Origin of the sequence: Paraburkholderia podalyriae, from assembly GCF_014397785.1 — a bacterium.
Classification (GTDB): Bacteria; Pseudomonadota; Gammaproteobacteria; order Burkholderiales; family Burkholderiaceae; genus Paraburkholderia; species Paraburkholderia podalyriae.
The window spans coordinates 309,474-330,921 of the sequence record NZ_VZQQ01000002.1; the positions used below are offsets into that span (position 1 = coordinate 309,474).

16 protein-coding genes are annotated in these 21,448 nt (G+C 65.3%); 5 read left to right on the forward strand and 11 right to left on the reverse strand.

Annotated elements, in window-relative coordinates; genetic code table 11:
• The first annotated feature begins 55 nt into the window (after positions 1-55).
• The 3 genes from F6X42_RS03560 (at position 56) to F6X42_RS03570 (ending at position 3,478) form a co-directional block, all read left to right on the forward strand.
• The gene (locus F6X42_RS03560; protein WP_376776309.1) at positions 56-1,120 is read left to right on the forward strand and encodes a PRC-barrel domain containing protein; all 1,065 of its coding nucleotides are present in this window, start codon (positions 56-58) and stop codon (positions 1,118-1,120) included.
• Positions 1,117-2,385, forward strand: a complete 1,269-nt coding sequence (locus F6X42_RS03565; protein ID WP_187632881.1) for an MFS transporter — start codon at positions 1,117-1,119, stop codon at positions 2,383-2,385. The genes F6X42_RS03560 and F6X42_RS03565 overlap by 4 nt, the downstream gene beginning before the upstream one ends.
• A gap of 247 nt (positions 2,386-2,632) precedes the next feature.
• Complete coding sequence (locus F6X42_RS03570; protein ID WP_246529931.1) at positions 2,633-3,478, forward strand: 2OG-Fe(II) oxygenase; 846 nt, start codon at positions 2,633-2,635, stop codon at positions 3,476-3,478.
• 64 nt (positions 3,479-3,542) lie between these two features.
• Here F6X42_RS03570 and F6X42_RS03575 read toward each other — a convergent pair whose 3' ends face one another.
• Positions 3,543-4,925 (reverse strand): MFS transporter, encoded by a 1,383-nt coding sequence (locus tag F6X42_RS03575; protein WP_187632882.1) that lies wholly within the window; start codon positions 4,923-4,925, stop codon positions 3,543-3,545.
• Positions 4,926-4,983: 58 nt separating this feature from the next.
• Positions 4,984-6,156 carry a M20 aminoacylase family protein gene (locus tag F6X42_RS03580; protein WP_187632883.1) on the reverse strand — a complete coding sequence of 391 codons (1,173 nt, stop codon included), beginning with the start codon at positions 6,154-6,156 and terminating at the stop codon, positions 4,984-4,986.
• A 115-nt stretch (positions 6,157-6,271) separates the two neighbouring features.
• On the opposite strand from F6X42_RS03580, the gene F6X42_RS03585 reads away from it, so the two are divergent.
• Complete coding sequence (locus F6X42_RS03585; protein ID WP_187632884.1) at positions 6,272-7,222, forward strand: LysR substrate-binding domain-containing protein; 951 nt, start codon at positions 6,272-6,274, stop codon at positions 7,220-7,222.
• Between the two features lie 36 nt (positions 7,223-7,258).
• On the opposite strand, the gene F6X42_RS03590 is transcribed toward F6X42_RS03585, so the two are convergent.
• Positions 7,259-8,152 carry a LysR family transcriptional regulator ArgP gene (locus tag F6X42_RS03590; RefSeq protein WP_187632885.1) on the reverse strand — a complete coding sequence of 298 codons (894 nt, stop codon included), beginning with the start codon at positions 8,150-8,152 and terminating at the stop codon, positions 7,259-7,261.
• 116 nt (positions 8,153-8,268) lie between these two features.
• On the opposite strand from F6X42_RS03590, the gene F6X42_RS03595 reads away from it, so the two are divergent.
• A complete protein-coding gene (locus F6X42_RS03595) occupies positions 8,269-8,898 on the forward strand; it encodes a LysE/ArgO family amino acid transporter (protein ID WP_187632886.1) in 630 nt (209 codons plus the stop codon).
• A 16-nt stretch (positions 8,899-8,914) separates the two neighbouring features.
• On the opposite strand, the gene F6X42_RS03600 is transcribed toward F6X42_RS03595, so the two are convergent.
• From F6X42_RS03600 to bcsB, 8 genes are all read right to left on the reverse strand, one after another.
• Positions 8,915-9,130, reverse strand: coding sequence for a hypothetical protein (locus tag F6X42_RS03600; protein WP_187632887.1), 216 nt, complete (start codon positions 9,128-9,130; stop codon positions 8,915-8,917).
• 13 nt (positions 9,131-9,143) lie between these two features.
• Positions 9,144-10,808: a glycoside hydrolase family 44 protein gene (locus F6X42_RS03605; RefSeq protein WP_187632888.1), complete on the reverse strand. Its 1,665-nt coding sequence runs from the start codon at positions 10,806-10,808 to the stop codon at positions 9,144-9,146.
• Positions 10,786-11,961 (reverse strand): alginate O-acetyltransferase AlgX-related protein, encoded by a 1,176-nt coding sequence (locus F6X42_RS03610; protein WP_187632889.1) that lies wholly within the window; start codon positions 11,959-11,961, stop codon positions 10,786-10,788. Before F6X42_RS03610 ends, F6X42_RS03605 begins: the two co-directional genes overlap by 23 nt.
• Before the next feature lie 4 nt (positions 11,962-11,965).
• On the reverse strand, positions 11,966-13,375 hold the full coding sequence (locus F6X42_RS03615; protein WP_187632890.1) for an MBOAT family O-acyltransferase: 1,410 nt from the start codon (positions 13,373-13,375) through the stop codon (positions 11,966-11,968).
• A 153-nt stretch (positions 13,376-13,528) separates the two neighbouring features.
• Positions 13,529-14,224 (reverse strand): cell division protein FtsQ, encoded by a 696-nt coding sequence (locus F6X42_RS03620; protein WP_187632891.1) that lies wholly within the window; start codon positions 14,222-14,224, stop codon positions 13,529-13,531.
• A gap of 50 nt (positions 14,225-14,274) precedes the next feature.
• Positions 14,275-14,925, reverse strand: a complete 651-nt coding sequence (locus tag F6X42_RS03625; protein ID WP_187632892.1) for an SGNH/GDSL hydrolase family protein — start codon at positions 14,923-14,925, stop codon at positions 14,275-14,277.
• Positions 14,926-14,977: 52 nt separating this feature from the next.
• Positions 14,978-19,024: a cellulose biosynthesis protein BcsC gene (locus F6X42_RS03630; RefSeq protein ID WP_187632893.1), complete on the reverse strand. Its 4,047-nt coding sequence runs from the start codon at positions 19,022-19,024 to the stop codon at positions 14,978-14,980.
• 12 nt (positions 19,025-19,036) lie between these two features.
• Positions 19,037-21,445, reverse strand: a complete 2,409-nt coding sequence (bcsB, locus tag F6X42_RS03635) for a cellulose biosynthesis cyclic di-GMP-binding regulatory protein BcsB (RefSeq protein ID WP_187632894.1) — start codon at positions 21,443-21,445, stop codon at positions 19,037-19,039.
• Between the last annotated feature and the right edge of the window lie 3 nt (positions 21,446-21,448).

Below are 21,448 nucleotides of genomic sequence, written 5' to 3' on the forward strand. Positions count from 1 at the left end.
ATCCAACCGCGGCGGCTCATCGCGCCTGTCCGCACAGCCCGTGGAGTTTTTCCTGATGACTGGCGGTTTTCCGCGCCCCGCCCGGCGCCTGCCGATTGTCCCGATTGTCCCGATCGCCCCGCCTGGACCGCTCGATTCGCCCGATTCGCTCGATCTGCTTCGTCTGTTCCGCTGGCTGTGGATGATGGCGGCGCTGTTCGCGCTCGCCGCGCTGTCCGGCTGCAGCAGCCTGCTGTGGGGTACGCAGCAGGCGCCGATCGTCGAGGCGACGGTGATGCCCGTCGAGCCGGCTAGCGCGCCGGTCGCGGCTTCCGCGCCGCAGCCGGTCGAGACCGAGGCGAACGAGGGGCCCGAGGAGCCGAAGAAACCGAAGAAGCCGGTCGTGAAGCCGCACAAGGTCGAACCGCCGCCGCCCGTCGCCGTGCCGGCTCCGCCGCCGCCCCCGCCGCCGCCGCTGATCGTGCTGCGCACGATCGAGCGCAGCGACGCGCGCGCGCTGCTCGACAGCCCGGTGCAGAAGCCCGACGGCAAGGTGGTCGGCCGCGCGGTCGACATGACCGCCGACGCGGCCGGCAAGCCGCGCGAGATGATCGTCAATCTGCAGGGCTTCCTCGGCGTCGGCGACCGCAAGGTCAACTTCCCATGGGGCGCGTTCCGCTTCACACCGACCGCGAAGGGGGCGCCGATCACGCTGAACCCGACGGCCGTGCCGAGCACCGCGAACAAGTCGAACCCGCTGGAACTGCCGCTGCTCGATGCGACCGTCGAGCGCGCGAATGGCGCCAAGGTGGGGCGCGTTATCGATGTGCTGATCGACGGCAACGCGCAACCGCAGGCGATCGTGCTCGACGTGGGCGACTTGGTCAGCACCGACCGGCGCACGATCGCCGCGAACTGGTCGGCGTTGCGCTTCGTCACGCGCGACAAGGAACTGCATCCGCAGATCGATCTGAGCGACGCGCAGATCAACGCGACGCCGCTCTATGCGAGCGACAAACCGATCCGCGCGGTGTCGCCGGCGCCGCCTGCCGCGCCCGCGGCGAGCGCCGCGCCGGCGGCCTCGGCGCCGTCGGCCGCGTCGACGGCGGTCGCGGTTTCAAACGCACGGGCGGTCCGATGACGGTCCGTACTTTGGTCACGGCGCGAAGTCTGCGCGCGCTCGATTGGCTCAACTTCTTCGTCGCCAACGTGCAGACGGGCTTCGGGCCGTTCATCGCGTCGTACCTCGCGTCGCACAAGTGGACCCAGGGCGAGATCGGCATGGTGCTGTCGGTCGGCACGATCAGCGCGATGGTCAGCCAGGTGCCCGGCGGCGCCGCGGTCGACGCGTTGCGCAACAAGAAGGCCGCGGCCGCGTGGGCGATCGGCGCGATCATCCTGAGCGCGATGCTGCTCGCGGTGAGCCCGACCGTGCTGCCGGTGATCGCCGCAGAAGTGTTCCACGGCTTCGCGAGCTGCATGCTGACGCCGGCGCTCGCGGCGATCTCGTTCGCGCTGGTGGGTCGCGCGAATCTCGGCGACCGGCTCGGCCGCAACGCGCGCTGGGCGTCGATCGGCAGCGCGGTCGCGGCCAGTCTGATGGGCCTGTTCGGCGAGTACTACTCGCCGCGCGCGGTGTTCGTTCTGACCGCGGGCCTCGCGGTTCCCGCGCTGTTCGCCCTTGCGATGATCCAGCGCACCGACACGATCGAGCTGCCGCAGGCGGCGCCCACTCCCGAGCAGCTCGAGCGGCGCGAAAGCCTGCGCGAGCTGCTGCGCGACCGGCGCATGCTGCTATTCGCCGCGTGCATCGTGCTGTTCCATCTGTCGAACGCGGCGATGCTGAACCTGGCCGCCGGCGAAGTGACGGCCGGCATGGGAGACAACGTGCAGCTCGTGATCGCGGCGTGCATCATCGTGCCGCAGGCGATCGTCGCGATGATGTCGCCGTGGGTCGGGCGCTCGGCCGAACGCTGGGGCCGCCGGCCGATCCTGTTGCTCGGCTTCTCCGCGCTGCCGATCCGCGCGCTGCTGTTCGCGGGCATCAGCAGCCCTTATCTGCTCGTGCCGGTGCAGATGCTCGACGGTTTGAGCGCCGCGGTGTTCGGCGTGATGCTGCCGCTGATCGCCGCCGACGTCGCCGGCGACAAGGGCCGCTATAACCTCTGTATCGGCCTGTTCGGGCTAGCGGCAGGCATCGGCGCGACGCTGAGCACGACGGCGGCGGGCTTCGTCGCCGATCATTTCGGCAATGCGGTGAGCTTCTTCTGTCTCGCGGCGGCCGGTGCGCTCGCGGTGTTGCTGGTGTGGGCGGCGATGCCCGAGACGCGCGACGCGGCGGCGGCCAGCAACGGCGATGGCAATGGCGCCGCCGTGACCGGTCGTGGGAAGTCGGCGGCGAGGTGAGTCGCGTGAGTGACGCGCGGCGTTTGTTTTAGCGCCGCGGTGCGAATGGCGAAAGAGGCGGCTTAGGCATCCACCGCGGGCGCAGAACATGCAGAGATCTACTCATCGCAATACAAGCAGCTTACAAACGAGAGTTTCCGCACATTCTGTTACGTGAGACAGACCGATGATTGTGCAGATTATTGCCGTGCTGCGGCAACTATCGCCGGTTGTGTGAATCTTCCTTCACGTTGGTCAAGGAGCGGACATGGAACCGATCGAAGCTATCGGGTTGCAACGGACTGGCATTGGCGAGTTGATCGCAGCACGGCTGCGAGACAATGCGGATGCCGCTCGGCGCCAGTGGCAGGAAAGCGCACCTGTTAATCACTTCTTCATCGACGACATTCTTCCTGAAGAACTTGCCATGAAGATGCGTAACGGCTTTCCCGATGCATCGACAATGATGCTTCGCAAGAGCCTGCGCGAACTCAAATACGTTTCAGCGCAAATGAATCAGCACGCGCCGATCCTGGAGGAAGCGCTATACGCTTTCCAGCAACCGGAAGTGGTGAAGCTCGTTTCAGAAATCACCGGCCTCACGTCGCTCGACCCGGACGAACACCTTTACGCGGGCGGCATCTCGATGATGGGCCAAGGTCACTTCCTGAACCCGCATCTTGATAATTCGCACGACAAGGATCGCCAGCGTTACCGCGTGCTGAACTTGCTGTATTACGTGTCGCCAGGCTGGCGGGCCGAAAACGGCTGCAATCTCGAAGTGTGGCCAGAGGGCCCGAAGGGAGAGCCGGTCACGATCGTTAGCAAGTTCAACCGGCTTGCCGTGATGGTCACCAACCAGCATTCGTGGCATTCAGTATCACCGAACCTGACCAGCGAAGCGCGTTGCTGCGTGTCGAACTACTACTTCTCAAGTCAGCCGGTTGGCGACGCGGAATACTTTCACCCGACGTCGTTTCGCGGACGCCCTGAGCAACGGGTGCGCGATGTCGTGCTGCGGGCCGACGCGACCGCGCGTGGTCTTGTGCGCAAGGTTTTCCCGAAGGGCATCGTTGAGAACAAGCACGTCTATCACAAAGAGACTAACGACTAACGCGCACACACGGCAGGCCTCCCGGGGGGCGCTCGTTTTTCAGCCAACCGCAGTCACCCTCACATCAATCGATCGCCCTGCCCGCGGTCTCGCGCATAAACGGCAGCGGCAGCAACGACACGACGCTGCAGCCGATCAGATACCACGCCGGCGCGAGATTGCTGCCCGAAATCTGGATCAGCCAGGTCGCGAAAAACTGCGCGAAGCCGCCGAAAATAGACACGCCGAGGCAGTACACGATCGACATGCCGGTCGCGCGGATCGCGCGCGGAAACAGCTCGGGCAGCATCACGATATTGGGCACCGCGGTGAACGTGACGAGCAGCGCGAGGCCGGCGACCACCGCGAGCAGCACCGGCACCGTCGGCGACGCGTTGATCATCATGAACGCTGGGTAGACGGCGAGAATCAGCAGCACGCGCGACACCCACAGCACGCGCTTGCGGCCGATCCGATCGGACAGCGCGCCCGCGCATGGCGAGCAGATTACCGTGACCACCGCGCCGGTCCATGCGGCCCATAGCGCGGTCGCCATCGGCAGATGCAAGATGCGGATCGCGTACGTCGACAGATAGAACAGCACGATGTAGTTCGCCGCGGTGCCGCCGATCGTCGTCAGCACGCCGGTCGTGATCGAGCGCGCGTGGTCGCGAAACAGGTCGCGCACGGGCAGCGACGGCGATTGCGAAGCAGCCTGCGCCACCACTCCGCCCGCCGCTGCCGCGCCATCTTCGATACCCGGCAGCGTCTCGTCGAGATGCCCTCGGATATAGATGCCGATCGGCCCCATCGCCATGCCGATCACGAACGGCACGCGCCAACCCCAGCTTTCGAGCGCGGCCGGCGACAGCGACGCGGCCAGCGCGACGCCGAGCAGCGAGCCCACCACCGTGTTCATCCCCTGGCTCACGAACTGCCAGCTGCCGTAAAAACCACGCGTGCGATCGCTGCCGTATTCGAGCAGCAGCGCCGTCGATGCGCCCACCTCCCCGCCCAGCGCGAAACCCTGGATCAGCCGCGCGAGAATCACGAGCAGCGGCGCCGCGACGCCAATCGCCGCATAAGTCGGCGCAAACGCGATGATCGCGGAACCGAGCGTCATCAGCCACAGCGTCAGGCTCATCGCGGCCTTGCGTCCCGCGCGGTCCGCGTAGCCGCCCAGCACGACGCCGCCCACCGGCCGCATGATGAAGCCGACGCCGAACGTGCCGACCGCGAGCATCAGTTGCACCAGTTGTCCTTCGACCGGGAAATACAGCTTGCCGATGATCGTCGCGAAGAAGCTGTAGATCGTGAAGTCGAAAAACTCGAGGCCGTTGCCGAGCGTGATCGCGGCGATTGCCTTCGCATGGCCGAGGCGCTTTCGAGGCTCCTCGGCGAGGCGCTGCGCATCGAGCGCTTCGAGCCCATTGGCGCTCGCGGGCCGCGGTGTGGCGGAATAGTCCATCTATATCTCCATCGTGATCTTGTTGCTGCTACGGCACGGCGCGCGAGCCGTCACCGCGTCAAACGAGGAACGTCTGCGCGAGCTTGGCCCAGTAAGCCGCGCCGGTCGCGAGGCAAGCGTCGTTGAAGTCGTAGCCGGGGTTGTGGACCATGCAGCCGCCCTCGCCGTCGCCATTGCCGATGATCAGATAGCTGCCCGCGCAGCGTTCGAGCAGGAACGCGAAGTCCTCGCTGCCGGTCAACGGCTGCATGTCGCGAATCAGCCCGTCCTCGCCCAGCCAGTCGAGCGCGACCTGGCGCGCGAGCGCGGTCATGGCCGCATCGTTGACGAGCACCGGGTAGCGGCGCTGATAGTCGACCTCGGCACGCGCGCCGAACACCGCCGCCTGACCGGTCGCGACCTCGGTAATGCGCTGCTGCAGATGGTCACGCACCTCGGGCCGCAGCGCGCGCACCGACAGGCGCATCTCGGCCGTTTCGGGGATCACGTTCGGCGCTTCGCCCGCGTGAATCGCGCCGACCGTGATGATCGACATATCGAGCGGCGCGATATTGCGCGACACGATCGACTGCACCGCGAGCACGATCTGCGCGCATACGACGACCGGATCGACCGCCTTGTGCGGCATCGCGCCATGACCGCCGCGGCCGATCACCTTGACGATCACCGTATCCGACGACGCCATGAACGACCCCGGCATGAAGCCGAGCTTGCCGGTGGGAAAGCCCGGCATGTTGTGCATCGCGAACACGGCGTCGCAGGGAAACTGCTCGAACAGGCCGTCGTCGAGCATCTTCTTCGCGCCGGCAAGTCCTTCCTCGGCCGGCTGGAAGATCAGATTCAGCGTGCCGTCGAAGCTTTTTTCGCGCGCCAGATGCTTCGCGGCGGCGAGCAGCATCGCCGTATGGCCGTCGTGTCCGCATGCGTGCATCTTGCCGGCCAGCTTGCTCGCATACGGCAGGCCAGTGGTTTCGTGGATCGGCAGCGCGTCCATGTCGGCGCGCAGGCCGAGCCGGCGCGCGCCGTTGCCGACCTTCAGTTGCCCGACCACGCCCGTGCGCCCGATGCCGCGATGCACGCTGTAGCCCCACTCCCGCAGGCGTTCGGCGACCAGATCGCCGGTCGCGAACTCCTCGTAGGCCAGCTCCGGGTGCGCGTGGATGCTGTGTCGCAGCGCGATCATTTCTGCTTCGACTTCGGCGATGCCCGCCGGAATGACCATCGTGTTCATGCCGTCTCTCTTCCTGTCAGCGTGAACCCAGCATAGCGGCGCCGATATTCGGGCGGCAGGCGTAGAATCGTTGCGGTGCCAACCCTTGGTTGCCCCCTTCACGCTTCGCATTCGGATGAAACTGCATCAGCTCAATACGTTGGCGGCGATCGCGGATACCGGGAGTATCCGGGCCGCAGCCCGCTCGCTGGGACTTTCGCCGGCCGCCGTGACCAAAGCGATGCGCGAGCTCGAAGCCGATCTGCACGCGCCGCTCGTCGTGCGCAGCGCGAGCGGTGTCGCGTTCACCGAGTTCGGCCGCGCGCTCGTCGTGCATGCACGGCTCGTGCTCGGCCAGTTGCAGCGCGCGCAAGCCGAGATCGAGGCGTTGCGCGGAGCCGCAGCTGGCAAGCTGTCGATCGGCGTCACGCCCTGGGTCGCGCTGACTTTTCTGCCGCCCGCCGTGCAGCGCTTTCGCGAGCGGATGCCGGACGTGCAGCTCGAATTCTTCGAGGGCCTGCTCGCGGTCGTGCAGCCGCGTCTGCGCGACGGCAGCCTCGATTTTTCGATCGGCCGGCCGCCGCCCGCGTCGCCACAGTCGGAGTTTCAGAACGCGCCGCTTTTTTCGACGCATGCTGCGGTGGTCGCGCGGCGCGATCATCCGAAGGCCGGATGCCGCACGCTGCTCGATCTCGAAGACGCGGAATGGATACTGAACTGGGACCCGGCGAGCCGCGAGTCGATGTCGAACAATCTGTTCGTCAAGCGCGGCATGCGGGTGCCGCACACGATCGTGCTCGCGCATTCGCTCGCGATCGTGCTCGGCCTGCTCGCTCACACGGACATGGTCAGCATCTTTCCGTGGCCGCTCGTCGAGGTGATACGCGCGAAGGAAAACCTGTGGGCGCTGCCGCTGCGCGAAACGCTGGACGAAACCATCATCAGCATTACGTCGCGGCGTGGCGCGCCCACGAGCCCCACGGCCGCCTGCTTTCTCGACTGCCTGCGCGAGACGATCGACGAAGGCGCGCGCTCGCAGGACCCCGAGCAGCGCCGGCTGTTTCATTCGATCGAGCTGTTGCTGTAGCGGCTGGCGCGGTTTTTCATGCGGCACGCCGCGTAGTCAATCGAGAAACTCCCCCGCCCGCTTTCTGAGCATCGCGCTGAAATCGTCGAGCCAGCCGATCGACAGCCGCCAGCTCTGCCAGTACAGCTCGACGTCGATATGCTTGCCCGGCGCGATCTCGACCAGTTCGCCGCGCTGCAGATGCCCGGCGATCATCCGCTCGGGGCACATGCCCCAGCCGAGGCTCATCACGCACGCGCGCAAAAAGCCGGCGACGTGGGGAATCCAGTGCAGCGGCGGATCGAGCTCCGCGCGCGTGATGCGCCGCATGAAGCGCTTTTGCAGCCGATCCTTCGGATTGAAGTCGACGCATGGTGTGCGCCGCAGGCTTTCGCGCGTGACGCCGTCGGCGAAATAGCGCGCGAAAAACGCGGGCGAGCAGACCGCGAGGTATCGCATGCGGCCCAGACGCGTCGAGCGGCAGCCCTGCACCGGTTCGGCCTGCGTCGTGATCGCGCCCTGCACGCTGCCGTCGCGAATGCGCTGCGCGGTGTAGTCCTGGTCGTCGATCACGAGATCGAGCAGCATCTCGCGTTCGACGCAGAACGGTGCGACCGCGTCGATGAACCAGGTGCCGGCGCTGTCGTCGTTGACCGCGACGCGTAGTGCCGGCCACGGCTCGACGAGCGCGCCGGGCCGTGCCGGCAGGCGGCCGTTCAACTCCGCTTCGAGCAGTTGCACGCGCTCGGTATGGCGGCATAGCAGCGCGCCGGAGGTGGTCGCGACGCACGGCTGGCCGCGCTTCACGAGCACGCTGCCGACCCGCTCCTCGAGCAGCTTGACCCGCTGCGACACCGCGGACGGCGTGATATTGAGTTCGCTCGCGGCACGGTCGAACGAGCCGTGACGGACCACCGCGGCCAGCGCGTCGAGCAACGCGTAGTCGAGCATTAGCGCTCCTTAATCGGCATTAAGTAAATTAGCTTCTCTTATGAGACGCGAACTCGCAGACTAGCGCTGTTGGATGTTCCCGTCTATCCCACTGCTTCCTTTTCCCCGGACCGTTTATGAACTGGTTGTCTTTTTCCCATGGCGCGGCGCTGTGTGCATCGCTGATCGTCACGATCGGCGCGCAGAACGCGTTCGTGCTGCGGCAGGGCATCATGCGCTCGCACGTCGGCAAGATCGTGCTGTTGTGCACGCTATCGGATTTCATTCTGATCGGCGCGGGCGTCGGCGGCGCCGCGGTGCTGATGGAGCGTTACCCGCGCTTCGTGCACGCGATGCTCTATGTCGGCCTCGCGTATCTCGCCTGGTTCGGCATCAGCGCGCTGCGCCGCGCGGTGCGGCCCGGACACGCGGTGCTGGATGGCTCGGCCGGCGCATCCGCCGACCAAGCGCCACACTTGCAACGCGCGCTGCCGATCGTGCTGATGACACTCGCGTTCACGTGGCTCAATCCGCACGTCTATCTGGACACGTTTCTGCTGATCGGCACGGCCGGCGCGCGTGAGCCGGAAGGCGCGCGGGTCGCCTTCGCGCTCGGCGCGATGACGGTCAGCGCGGTCTGGTTCCTCGGACTCGGCTATGGGGCGCGCATGCTCGCGCCGCTGTTTCGCCGCGCAACCGCGTGGCGCGTGCTGGATGGCGCGATCGGCAGCATGGTGTTGCTGCTCGCGTTCACGCAGTTGCGTTGAACGTTCGACGCGGGCCTTATTTCTGCGCCGAGTCGTGCGGTTCGCCTCGGGCGGCTGGCGCATCGGCTTCGTCGCGCGGCGCCAGATTCATCAGCCGCGCGAGCACGGCCGGCATCCGTGCCAAGGTTAAGCACCCCTTTCGCGTCATCAAGCGGGTGCTCAAGCGCTTCATAAGCGGCGGATGATGCCCAAAGTCATACAGCACCGGGCCGGAATTGGCCCGCACCAGCATGCGAGTAACGGAGTCATTGCCGGCCCGCGCCGTGCAAAACCAGCAAGGTTACGGTTTTCGGCGGCAGAGTAAGGTGCAATTGGCCGCTCGCATAGTCGGTGTCGTGCAGACGGGATATGGCATTGTCCATGAGTTGCCAGGTCTGGGCTTTGCCTTGAGTCACATCAAAGTTGTTGATCGCAATTGTGGCGTCAGCCGGTTGATCAAGCTGCTTGTTGATAACCACGATGGTCATGACGCGGTCGTGATCACGCACGGCGGCAAAAGACGAGACCCGATCCGGGTCGGGCTGCGTGTCGGCGATGCTGGTGGTGCCAAAGCCCGAGCCCTGGCCATCGTAGTTGCGATAGAGCTTGATCGCCTTGTAGACCGGCATGTCCCGATTCAATGTGCCCCAGCGCGTGGCAATGTCCAACCCTTCCCGGCCAAAGATGCCCAGCACGTCGGCTTGGGCCGTGGCGCCGTTCATGGTCGTATTGCCGCCCCAGCTGTATTCCGTCAGCGCGATCGGTGTACCCGCGTAGTAATAGCTGTCGACCCACCGCCGCATCATCGGGATCAGGGCCACCACGCTGTTGATCCAGGTCGGGTCCTTGTAGTTCGTATCCCACAGGTCGCGCGTGGAGCGGTTGCGGGTGAGTTCAATGGCAGGCGCCTCAGCCGTGGCCGCATTCTGGTTTTCCTTGAATTCTCCGCCCTGCGGGTAAAAGTGCAGGCTGAAAACGTCGACAGGGCGGCCGGCCTGCTTCCATTGCGTGAGCAGCCATGGGACGTAATCCATGCCTCGCGTTTCGTTTTCCCTGTCCGGCGGATTGCCCTGACCGTGCGCGGCGAAGTACTGCTGATCGAAGCCGCTAAAGCGATACCCGGTCCAACCCCACTCTTCCGGTGCCACGACCCGCGCGCCCGGGTCTGCCGCCTTCACGGCGTGCGAATAGGCGATCACCTTGTTCGCTACCTCGCTGGCATGGGCGCCGATGGGATGCATGTCGCGATGGTTGAGTTGCCACAGACTCGGCTCATTGTCCATCAGGTAGTAATGCACACCGTCCGAGCCGGCACTACCGGATCCACGCGTGAGTTGCCTGACGCGCTCCTGCTGGCTCTGCGGATCGTCCAGCAACGAAGCATCGTCCGGGTCGTTCCTGATAGGGGTGCCGTCGGCTGCGATGCCGTTGCCCGCGTCAGACAAACCGTGAGCGTCGACACTCTGCTGCTTGCCGTACCTGTTGACCGAAAAACTGACGAGCGGCTTACCGTCCTTATCGAGTCGCGCTACCCTGCCGATCATCGGGATGGTCAGCATCGGGGAAGCGTGTGCGTCACGGGTAAGCGCCGCGAAACGGTCGTTATATTGGTAGATGTCTTTTGGATCGGTCGGCAGGCTTTCGAAAAACCAGTCCTGGCCCGTGTTGTGAGCGTCGACCCGCCAGTTGTAAGCCGAAGCGGTGTTGCCGCCCGAGCGGTTGATCGGCACGCGCAGATCCCGCAGGATTTCCGCCGTCCCGAAGTTCAAGCCATAGATGAGCGGGCTGATTGGATGCCGGTTGGCCGCGGCATCCACCGTAATGATCACCGGCAGCGGCGCAGCCATGGGCAGATCGGCGTATAGCAGCGCGCCCGCCCCTAGCATCATCGCCATCAAGCTATGGCAGTTAAAGTGTGCTGGCTTCGACATGCGGAGTCCGTGAGTCTATGGCGCTGGATTTCGGCACGACGACCGTATCTTCCGCTTCGAGCGGCGACTGCAGATCCCGTTCGTCCAATTCCCAAACGACGAGCTTGGGCGGTGTCTGAGCATAAGCCGGACTCGCGAAATAGGCGCGCGCCGAGCCGCCGAACTTGCCGCCCTCGCGTGCGAAATTACCCACGCCTGTTCCGAGTGCCAAAGCGAGCTGAGGCACGAAATCGGACGTCGTCGAATAAGAAGTGCCGATCACGGCGATGCCAGGCAGATCGGCATCGCCGAACAGATCGTCGGCTGACGCGGCCGCCTGAGCCTGAGGAATGTAGTCACGGCTGGCCGCAATCTCAGGCCTCGGCTGCCAGGACGGCGGCAAATCATCCAGGCCGGCCAGACGCACAAGATCGCCGGGCCGCCGGCCGGGAGGCTTGTCTGTGACGCGATAGTCAGGCTTACTCGAACCCAGCGGGACCCCCATCGCACGGATGCGCTGCGCCACGGCCTGCGCCGCGGCACCGGCGCCGTCCTCGGTCCAGTGCGTGTCAGTCCGAAAAAAAGCGCCGCCCGGCGCGCCACGCAGCGCCGGACTGAGATCCAGCACCTGCACGCCGTCAGCGGTCAGACGCGAGGTCCAGTGAGCGAGACGCGCACCCAACGAAACCGGACGATACAGACTGCACAGATGTTGCGGCTCGATACGCGACTTGTCGGGCACCACGACGACCAGCAACGCGATACCGTGCCTCGCCAGGCCGCGCTGCACGGCGGCCACCGTGTCCGCGCGCGTGGCGAGATGACTGTCGCTATCGGCATCCACGCTGAGTTCGTCGCGCAGGAACAACCAGCCCGGGCATCCCTGCCGCACGCGCTGCCCCAGATCGTGCAGCGTCAGCCAGCCCAGCGCACGCTGCGCGCGCGCCGCGTCGGCGGCGATCGGCGTATCGGCCAAGCGATTGGCGAGTTCTTTCGATACCGCACCGTCCAGAATGCCGGCCCGGGTCACGGCATGAGGCAACACCGATTCGGTCGTCGACGCGAACCTGAGATTGGAAAGCAGGCCCGCGAACAGGAAGACCATCAGGATGACGGCAGCGATCTTGCTGGCGCGCGAGGCGGGTAATTGAGGTAGCGGCTTGGGATCTTCCATGGCGTCAGAACTGGAAGTAGAGGAAAGGCACCGCGCCGCGCGCGACGATCAGACCGAACGACAACAGAAAACCCGCTAGCGGCCACCCCGCCTGCCATAGCTGCCGCAGCGCCGTGTCGGGAAGGCTATCCCAACGCTGTTGCCAGAGCGGCAGCAGCACGCACACGATGCCCAACCCGGCAGCCAGAGCGTGCACGGGCCGCAACTGCACGAGCGTCGCGTCGCTCAAGCCGATGCCATTCAAACCGAACTGGCCGCGATACATGGCGAGCGCGGCATCGAAACCCGACGCGCGAAACAGTGTCCACGCGAGCATGACGAAAACCAGCGTCAACATGTGCGATAACCAGGACGGCATGCTCAGCATATCGAACCGGCGCCAGAGGCGCGCGACCATCAGGGCGATGCCATGAACGAGGCCCCACAGCAGGAAGTTCCAGCTATCGCCGCCGTGCCACAGGCCGGCGATCGCCATGGTCAGCAACAGATTGCGGCAGGCTTGCCACTCACCGTGGCGGTTGCCGCCTAGCGGGATGTACAGGTAATCGCGTATCCAGCTCGACAACGACAGGTGCCAACGGCGCCAGAAATCCTGAATGCTGCTGGCAAGGTACGGATGGTTGAAATTCTCGGGAAAGCGAAAGCCCAGCATCTGCCCCAAGCCGATGGCCATGGCGCTGTAGCCCGCGAAATCGAAGAACAACTGCAGCGTGTAAAAACCGCAGCCCAGCCAGGCGTCGGCCAGCGTGGGCGCGTGCAACGAGAAGATCGCGTCGACCATTGGCGAGAGTGTGTCGGCCACCAGCACCTTCATGCTCATGCCCACCATGAGCCGCCTTGCGCCGGCCGCAAAACCGTCCCAGTCGACCTCGCGCGACACCAGCTCGCGCCTCACCCACGCATAGCGAATGATCGGCCCCGCGATCAGATGCACGAACATCCCCTGATAGGCGCCGTAACGGATCATGCTGCGATCGGCCGCCACCGTGCCGCGCTGCACGTCGATCAGATAGGAGATGGATTGCAGCACGATGAACGAAAGCCCGATGGGCAGCACGACGTGTCGCCAGGGGATGGACCCTGCATGGCCTGCGCCCAGCACACTGTCGAGACTATCGACCACGATGTTGGCGTACTTGTACCAGCCCAATATCAGGACGTTGACGACGATGAACACGGCCAGCCAGCCACCGCGTGCACGCTGGCTCGGCGCCCTGTCTATGACCATGCCGCCGAACCAGCCCCAGAAGGTCAGCGCGATGAACAGCAGCAGAAAGACCGGGCTCCACCAGCCGTAGAAAAGCCAGCTGCAAAACAGCAGCACGCCATTGCGCCAACGCGCGGGCAACGCGACGTAGATCGCCAGAAAGGCCGGCAGAAACAGCGTCAGGAATTCGAGGGACGCGAAAACCATGCATCGTTCTCAATCGAAAAAGATATCTGGACCGACGCGCCATCGCGAAACACACCGAACCCCGCTCTGCCCGTCGTAACCAGATGAAAAACGGGGAACGGCCGGAACTCGGCGATGAGCGGCGTCGCTTTCAAGGAGGAGGCGCAAATGCGATCAGCGGCTCACCGCGTCGTTCGCAATGAAGATGCGCGAATGCGCCCCGCCCGGCACGAGCAACACCGTATAGCGCTGCCCCGCCGCGAGCGTACCCAGGCTGAGCGGCTGCCCCACAGGCTGGCCGCCGCAGACCAGCTGCACCGAGAGGGCGACCGGGTTGACCTGGCGCCGCCTGGCTTGTCCCACAGCCACGCCGTCGAGCAGCACGATGTCGCGACCCGGCACTTTCAGCGTGGGTGTCGCGCAGCCAGCGTCGAGGTTGTAGAAAGCCACCGAAGCTTTGAGCGCATTGAAGTCGTCGGGTTTTTCGCGGACCGTCACCGTATGCAGGCCACCCGCTTTATCCGCGCCATCGAGCGCAACGATGCTGACGAACTCGCCAGGCTGCACCGTCGCCGATACGTCCTGGTGCGCGCTACCGGCTCTCAGTGTGCCGGCCACCGGCTTGCCTGCGGCGATCGGAAGGAAGTGAGTGGCCGGGTTCGCGGCGTCGAGCGTCAGACGCGCTTTCGACCCCGCCGCGCTCACGTCGACCGGACCCGAACCGCCATCGACAAAACGCACGAACGACGAGTCCTCGGCAGGACCGGTCGGGTATAGCGGAATTTCTGCGGCCATGGCCGGCTGCACGGACAAACCGAGACCGGACAGAGCGAAGCCGGACAACAACAGGGAGGAGAGGAAATTTTTCATTCTTTTCTCAAACGGGAGACCTGGGCAGGCGCGGCTCGAAGCCCGGCGCGTCATTTCTGCGGAACGACAGGCAGCTTGACCAGTGCCTTCATGATGTCCGTGCCCCAGTACCTGTAGCCGGTCGTCGTCAAATGCTGACCATCGACCGTCGCCCATTCGCCCGGCCTGGAAAACGTGAGCGAGTCGATGTACTGACACGGCGCGACATTGGCGGCGAGGAAAGACGACAGCTGCTTCACACGGGCGAAGCTCTTCTGATACTTGCCGCCCTCCGTGCCCCAGACCGGCCCTACCCAGACGCAAGCCGTCTTGTTGGCGGCCAGGTCTTGCGTCAGCGCCGTGACCTGCTGCCAGGCCCAGGCCTTCGGGAAATCGTCCTTGCCGTATCCGCCGATCGTGTCGCCCTGGACGATGATGACGAGCTTGGCCTTGTTCGCGGCGATCAATTGATCGACGGGTTGGGTCTTCGCGTTGTGGTCGATGACCAGGGGCGCTTTGCCGTTGCGCTCGGCGCCACCGCATGTGCCGGGCGCGGACTTCACCCAATCGCCAGGAATACTGCCGCAGACGCTGTAGGTATGCACCTGCGCGCCAGCGGCGATCAACTGATCCTGCAACGTATCGATGAGATAACCGGGTTCGCTCAGATGGCTATCGCCGACTATGAGAATGCTGAGGCCAGCAAGTACGGAAGCAAGCATGACTCTTCGACTCCTGAAAAATAATCAATGTCCGATGGATCAGTATGGCGGGCTACTGATCGCTGTAATGCGACTGGTAAGGGATGACCGGCATATCCAGCGCCTTCGTCTGTGGCGCAAGGGCATAGCGCAGATACAGGCCCGCCGCCCACTGCCGGTAGCTGGACGAGTTGTTGGCGCCCACCGAGGCTCCGCCAGTCAGATGATTGGTGAAGCGGTATTCGGCCGTGGCCAGCAGGTTGTAGCCGAAGCCGGTCGAGGACTGGTCGGGATGGATCGCGCCGTCGGCGAGGCCAATGGTCGATGCCGCTGAGACTGCTGCGGCCTGCAACCCGCTGTCGCTCGGGAAATACGGCGAGCCGGCCTGGTGGTAGTACTGCACACCGACGGCCCCTTGCAGCTTGTAGGTCCAGCGCTCTGAACGCTGCGCCCACGTGAGCGGCAGGTTGAACGCATAGAACCGCTGCGGGCTGAAGTAGCCGCCGTTGCCGTAGGTGAAGTTGTTTTCGTTATGGTCGTAGATCATGCCGCTCAGGTTCACGCCCGCGCTCAGCATGCTGTTTTCCGTGCGTAGGAGGTACCAGTATGTCCCGGCGCCGACCTCGGCACCGACGTTGGACCGGACGTTATGACCGTCCAGGTATTTCACGGAACCGTAGCCGTAGACGCCGTAGTCCTGATTGTCGAGGCCGATCGCACCATGCACGCCGGTGGCGGTCACGCCACCCCAGCTCAAGCCGGATCGCGAATCGGTCGAGCCAGCAAAAGACGTGATGCTGTCCGTCACGGCGCGGCGCGACACGCCCACGTTGAACCAACTGCCCTGCCCGGCATCGATGGAGTTCCTGAACATCACGCCGCCAACGACATTGGTGTACTTGAAACCCAAAGGCGTGGTGCCGATGTCGGCCATCCAGTTCCCAGTCTCATAGCCGACACCCAGACCGACGCCGTAGGCGGTCTGTTTCCCCGGTGCGGCGACCTTGCCGGCCTGCTGCGCCCGGGTGGCGGCCGGGCCGCCGCCGAACTGACTGGCGCTGAAGACGTCGATACCCAACGTGCCGCCCGCGAGTTCAACCGGCGTCACGCGAATGGAAAGCTTGCCGTTGTCGACCGGCAGCACCCCTTCCAGAGCTTGCTGCACGCTCGTCAACTGACCCGTACCGGGTGCTGCGTTGTTCGACGAGACGAACAGCCCACCCCTGACTTCCGGTGAACGCTGCGCTCGGAGGTCGCTGAGTTCGTTACGCATTTCCTCGAGCGACGGCGAACCGTCCCGAGGCTCGCTCACCGCGACCGTGTCTTGCGGCGCCAGGCCGCCGACCGGCGTGCCCGCCACGGTTGGCAGAGCGGATGGACCAGAGGACGAGCGCTCGCGCGCAGCCGTGGATGTCACGGTCGAGGCAGTCGCGCTCGCCGCGGTAGCAGCCGGAGCAGCAGCGGGCCCGAAACCAGGCTTCTGGTTCGCAAGCACGCTATCCGGCGCCGCGGGTTGCGGGGCGAACGTTTCGGCAGCGGGCAGGCGACCGTGGCGGACCTGACGACGGTGACCGTCGTCGTGGTGGACAAAGGGATTGCCCGCCACGTGGACGTCTTGCGCTTGCACGCCGAGCCGCTTTTCCTTGGCGTCAATGGCGGATTTCAGCAGCGACTGCGCTTCGCGGGTCTTGCCCTGCATGACGTAAATGCGCGCGGCGCCGGCCAGCACGTCGGGATCGTTGGGCGCCTTCGCAACGGCCTCTTTCAATGCCGCATCGGCAACGCTGTTCTTGCCGGCCTGCACTGCCGCCATCGCGACGCCCAGTTGCAAACCCGGATTGTTGGGGTCGTTGACGAGCGCCTTCTGGTAAAGCGACAGTGCCTGGTCATACTTGTCATCGGCGGCGTACATGCGCGCGAGCGCGGCCGTGGCGAGGCTGTCGTTGGGCCGCTTCGCGAGGATCGGCGCCAGCGTGTCGTAGGCCTGCGCGAGGTCACCTTGCTGACGTTGCTGGTCAGCCAGTCGCACGGTGTAGAGGTAGTTCAGTTCGTCCAGTTGCCGGCGCTGGTCCGCGCTCAGCGTCTGGCCGTGCAACTCGCGCATCGCGAGCCCGGCCTGGACATTCTGGCCGGTCTTGAGCAACAGGCCCAGATAAGCCAGTTGCACATCCGGGCCGCTGCCCTTCAGACCGTTAGGCATCAGCCCGTGCATCAGGCTCGTGGCGCGCGGCGTGTTGCCCGCGTCGACATACGCCTGCGCCAACGCGCCCACCTTGGCCGGGTCTTGACCCGCCGCGGGTTCGAGTCGCGCCAACATACTGCGCGCATCCTCCAGATTGCCTTCGAGCGCCGTTTGCGAGGCTTGCGCCACGACCATCTGAAAATCGATCTGCTGCGCCGTCGCAACCATGTTCGGCGTGCGCGAGGCGGTGGAGATGCGCGTCATCGTGTCCTGCGCGCGCGTCCAGTCGCCCATCTGCATGGCCAGCAGCGCGCTCGCATAGAGCGCTTCGGGGTTGTCCGGGTTCGTGACGAGCAGGCCGTCGACGAGTTGCTTCGCTTCGTCGGCATGACCCTGTTTGAGATCGTAGCGCGCCAGTTCCAGACGAATCCACGGGTTGTCGGGCGCGCTGCGCTGGGCGTCTTCCAGAATGTGCCGAGCCGCGCTCAGATCGCCACGCTGCGCGGCGGCATCGGCCCGACCGGCGGCGACGGCGGCGCGCAGTCGATCGAGCCCGCCGATGCCGGCCTTCAGTTCGGGTGACATGCCGTCGATCAGCTTCTGGGCCTCATCGGCGCGTCCCGTCTGCGCCAGGATATCGATGAGGCCGCTCGCCGCCTCGCGGTTATCGGGGCTTGTCGCCAGCACGTCGCGGTAGCTCTTTTCAGCGCGCGTTAGATCGCCCTGCGCCGCATACAACCGGGCCGACGCATTGCGCCCGCCCGGCTCGGCTGGATCCAGACGCAGCGCCTGATCGAGTTCGCGTCGCGCGGCGGCGAAGTCGCCCACGTTTTGCGCGCCCTCGGCCTGGTTCACCAGCAGCCAGTAGCGCGCGGAATTGAGGGCCTTGGCCCAGTTCGCGCCCGCGCCCGGACGCGACACCGCCCGCGACAGCAGCGTCTGCGCCTGCGCCAGGTCGCCTTGCTGCATGCGCACGAGGCCCAGTCCCCCCAGCGCATCCGTGCTGTCGGGTTTGTCACGCAGCACAGCGGAAAAGGACTGCTCGGCCGTGGTGATGTCGCCTGACTTGAACGCGGCGAAACCGCGTGTCAGTCGTGCATCCACGACCGGACCGGCAGGTGCGAGCGGATGCGGCGCCAGCATCTGATGGCGTATTTCGTCGTCGTCCGGATGCAGCTTCAGATAGTCTTCAAACCACGATCTGTTTTTCGGCGTGGGCGTGACCCAAGTCAGCACGGAGCGCCAGACTTCCGTCGCTTCGCCGCCGATGTCCGGACGAGCGGCAAGCTTTTCCAGAAGGGCGACACCCGCCGCGCGATCCTGTTCGTCGCGCACCATATGCTGGGCCAGCGGCAACATGGTGTTCGGATCGTTCGGCGTCTCGGCATTCAAGCGCTCGAGGCCCTGAATGGCCTGATCCACACCGCCATCGGCATAGCCCAGATAGCTGTAATACTCTCGCGCCACACTGCCCTGCGGCGCTTTACCGCCCAAGGCCTTGTTATATTCGGCGATGGCCGCCAACAACGCGGCCTGATCCTTCTGGTTGACGGCGTCTTGCGCCATCTGGCGCGCCTTGGCGAACGTGGACTTACCCGGTTCGACCGCGAGGCGCAAGGTCTGCTCGAGCAGCGGCACGAAGCGGCTGCCCGGCGCGGCCGCACGAAGTCTGGCCAGATACCCGTTCGCCGCCGCGAACTGCTGCTTGCCGACGGCGATCGTGCCCATCCCGTACAGCGCCTCGGGCTGCTTCGGGTCGCTCAGCAGCAGTTTCGACCAGGATTGCGCGGCCAGATCGGGCTTGTCATGCGTTTGCCAGTAGCGGCCCTGTTCCAGCAGCATGTTGGACGTAGCATCCTGCGCCCAGCCCGGGTGGCCGACCGAGGCGACCATCAGTCCGAGAATCCAGGCCCGGTTGCGGCTGCGTCTGACTGACATGACTTTCCTTGATTATGATTGTTGCTGCCGCGATGCCCGCAGCCGCTCACGGGCTTCAGCGTCGCGCCGGGCCTGGCGGCGCCGCAAGAACGAAAACAGACCAACCGCGATCAGCACGAGGGCGATGATGCCCAGCGCCTTCAGCATCCACGCGAGCGACAAGCCGAATGAAGCCAGCCACCAGTCGAGGCCGCGCCAGATGCCGAGATGCCCGACGTAGTAGGTATGCTCGCTCACGAGCGAATCGACTTGCGTGCCGCGGATGGACACGAGGCTTCCCTGGATGGGCTGCTTGCCGGAGTTCGGCGCATCCAGCAACGCGGAGACCGCATCCGTCAGGCCGTCGGGCTGATTGCTGGCCAGCATGACCACGCTGCGGCCCGGCTGCTTCGGCGATTCGAAGCCTGCGAGCACGGCGCTCACGCCCGGCCCCGACCAGGCCAGCGACAGGCGGCGGGGTTCGGCGTCGAGGCGCGGGTTGGCATGGAACCAGCCCAGCACGCGACCCGGCAGATCCGATACGGCGAACTGCGCGCTGTGGTCATACGCCGCGGGCACGGTCCGCGCCCAGTCCATGAGCCAGGCTTGATCCGCACCCGAGGCGATCACGAGCAGATCCTTGTCGGACGGCATCGCGTCGATGCGCTGACCGCGCAGCACGGTGACGCCGCGCGCCGGATAGCCGGTCGAATCGCCCATGCGGCCCATCACCGCCAGATACGTGCTGTATTCCTGTGTGCCCGCGTTGGAGCCCAATACGACGTCCGTTCCGGACAGGTCGGCCATCCGCGTGAACGGGAAGCCCGCCTGGGCGAACGAGGCCAGGTTCGGCATGGCGATGTAGTGCGGGTACTGCGACAGGTCGATCGTCGATTCGGGATCGACCGCGCCGCGCACGTTGTCGATGATGATGTCCCGGCACTCGCCCTGCTTGATGTAGTCGTACATGTAGCGGAACTGCAACTGGGTATTCGGCTGCAACAGCGCCTCCAGCGGCACTTCCAGTTTCGCCTGGCGCGGCAGGCTGCTGTCGGGCAAAACTTCACCCCGCAGCTTGCTGCCGCCCTCGAGCCGTTCGAGCGAGAGCAGCGGAATCGACTTCATGAACTGGTCACTGACGCTGAACAGCAGCGACGAATTGACCATATAAGGCTGCGGCGTATAGCGGTAATGCAGGTCGATCGGCACGTTGGGCGCGTGCCAGCCGAACAGGTCGGGCGGCACGCGCGTATTGATGCGGATCAGATCGGGGCTGTAGCCCGACACCTGCAGTTGTTTGGCGTCGATCAGTTCGCCTAACGACACGGGACGGTCGGTGCGCAGCCAGCGCGGCGCATCGTACGGCTTGCGCGGCGCGAGGTCGGCGAACCGCGTGATCAGCGCGCTCGAACCCGACAGCGTGTGGCTGCCCGTGACCAGCGCGTCGGCGGCCTGCTTGAGTTCCTTGCCGTCACGGCCCATCACCAGCAACAGCTTGCCGTTGGGATCGTTGGGGTTGGTCACGACGGCGAGAGTCGGACCTTGCAGCGGCGACGCCGCGAGGCTCGCCTGCGCCGCGCTGTCGACGATGACGACCGCGTTGCCCCTGGCAGGCACGGTAGAGATCGATACCGGGAATTGCGCGCCGCGATAGTTCGCCAAGGCGCCGAACCACGACGACACGGCGCCGGCCGCTTCCAGCGCGGCCGTATCAGGATTGCCGGCGAACACGAACGGCAGGTTCAACCGGCGAATATCGTGCTCGTCGAAGAAGGGTCGCGGCAGGCGAGCCAGATCGCTGGCCTGCACCAGCGGCTCGGTGTCGATGCTCAGCGTACTGTCGTTGCTGATGTTGGCCCACAGGCTCGAATGCAGCGGGTCTTCGCACTGGTTGGTGTAGTGGCCGATCAGTTGCAGACGAAGCTTGCTGTTCGCGGTGAACAGATACGGCGGCAGCGTGATAGTGCGCTGCAGGTTGGTGCCGGACGAGTTTTTGGGCACGTCGATCGATGCCGCCACCTGATCGTTGACCAGCACATTGATGTGCGACAGATCGGGCAGCAGCGCCGGCGAATAGGCATAGCGCAGGTTCAGTCGCGCACCTGTGACGACCCGATCGTCGCGCACGCCGACCGGCAGCGTATTGCTGCCGTCGACGCCGCGCAGGTTGAGCGCGTATTGCGCGCCGAGTTGCTGCAGCGAATAGGTCACCGTCGAAGAAGCCGCGGTAGCGGCTCCGGCGTCCGGCGCGGACTGCAGCGGCGCCGCGTTGCTATCTCCCGTTGCCGGCCGCGCGGACGGGTTGACCGCACCGCCGGCCGAAGCCGACGCATCCTGCCGCGCAGCGGCGGCAGCCGCCGCTGGTTGCGCGGCCTGGGTTACCGTCGATGTGACAAACACACAACCGAGCAACAGTGCCGGCCATACGGGTTGCGCAGTCATGCA

Bases quoted from the DNA above. Each gene is read 5' to 3' on its own strand.
- F6X42_RS03630 (WP_187632893.1), bottom strand. From the start codon at position 19,024: ATGTCAGTCAGACGCAGCCGCAACCGGGCCTGGATTCTCGGACTGATG.
- F6X42_RS03560 (WP_376776309.1), top strand. From the start codon at position 56: ATGACTGGCGGTTTTCCGCGCCCCGCCCGGCGCCTGCCGATTGTCCCG.
- bcsB (WP_187632894.1), bottom strand. From the start codon at position 21,445: ATGACTGCGCAACCCGTATGGCCGGCACTGTTGCTCGGTTGTGTGTTT.
- F6X42_RS03615 (WP_187632890.1), bottom strand. From the start codon at position 13,375: ATGGTTTTCGCGTCCCTCGAATTCCTGACGCTGTTTCTGCCGGCCTTT.
- F6X42_RS03595 (WP_187632886.1), top strand. From the start codon at position 8,269: ATGAACTGGTTGTCTTTTTCCCATGGCGCGGCGCTGTGTGCATCGCTG.
- F6X42_RS03625 (WP_187632892.1), bottom strand. From the start codon at position 14,925: ATGCTTGCTTCCGTACTTGCTGGCCTCAGCATTCTCATAGTCGGCGAT.
- F6X42_RS03580 (WP_187632883.1), bottom strand. From the start codon at position 6,156: ATGAACACGATGGTCATTCCGGCGGGCATCGCCGAAGTCGAAGCAGAA.
- F6X42_RS03610 (WP_187632889.1), bottom strand. From the start codon at position 11,961: ATGGAAGATCCCAAGCCGCTACCTCAATTACCCGCCTCGCGCGCCAGC.
- F6X42_RS03620 (WP_187632891.1), bottom strand. From the start codon at position 14,224: ATGAAAAATTTCCTCTCCTCCCTGTTGTTGTCCGGCTTCGCTCTGTCC.
- F6X42_RS03565 (WP_187632881.1), top strand. From the start codon at position 1,117: ATGACGGTCCGTACTTTGGTCACGGCGCGAAGTCTGCGCGCGCTCGAT.
- F6X42_RS03575 (WP_187632882.1), bottom strand. From the start codon at position 4,925: ATGGACTATTCCGCCACACCGCGGCCCGCGAGCGCCAATGGGCTCGAA.
- F6X42_RS03585 (WP_187632884.1), top strand. From the start codon at position 6,272: ATGAAACTGCATCAGCTCAATACGTTGGCGGCGATCGCGGATACCGGG.
- F6X42_RS03605 (WP_187632888.1), bottom strand. From the start codon at position 10,808: ATGTCGAAGCCAGCACACTTTAACTGCCATAGCTTGATGGCGATGATG.
- F6X42_RS03570 (WP_246529931.1), top strand. From the start codon at position 2,633: ATGGAACCGATCGAAGCTATCGGGTTGCAACGGACTGGCATTGGCGAG.
- F6X42_RS03590 (WP_187632885.1), bottom strand. From the start codon at position 8,152: ATGCTCGACTACGCGTTGCTCGACGCGCTGGCCGCGGTGGTCCGTCAC.
- F6X42_RS03600 (WP_187632887.1), bottom strand. From the start codon at position 9,130: ATGCTGGTGCGGGCCAATTCCGGCCCGGTGCTGTATGACTTTGGGCAT.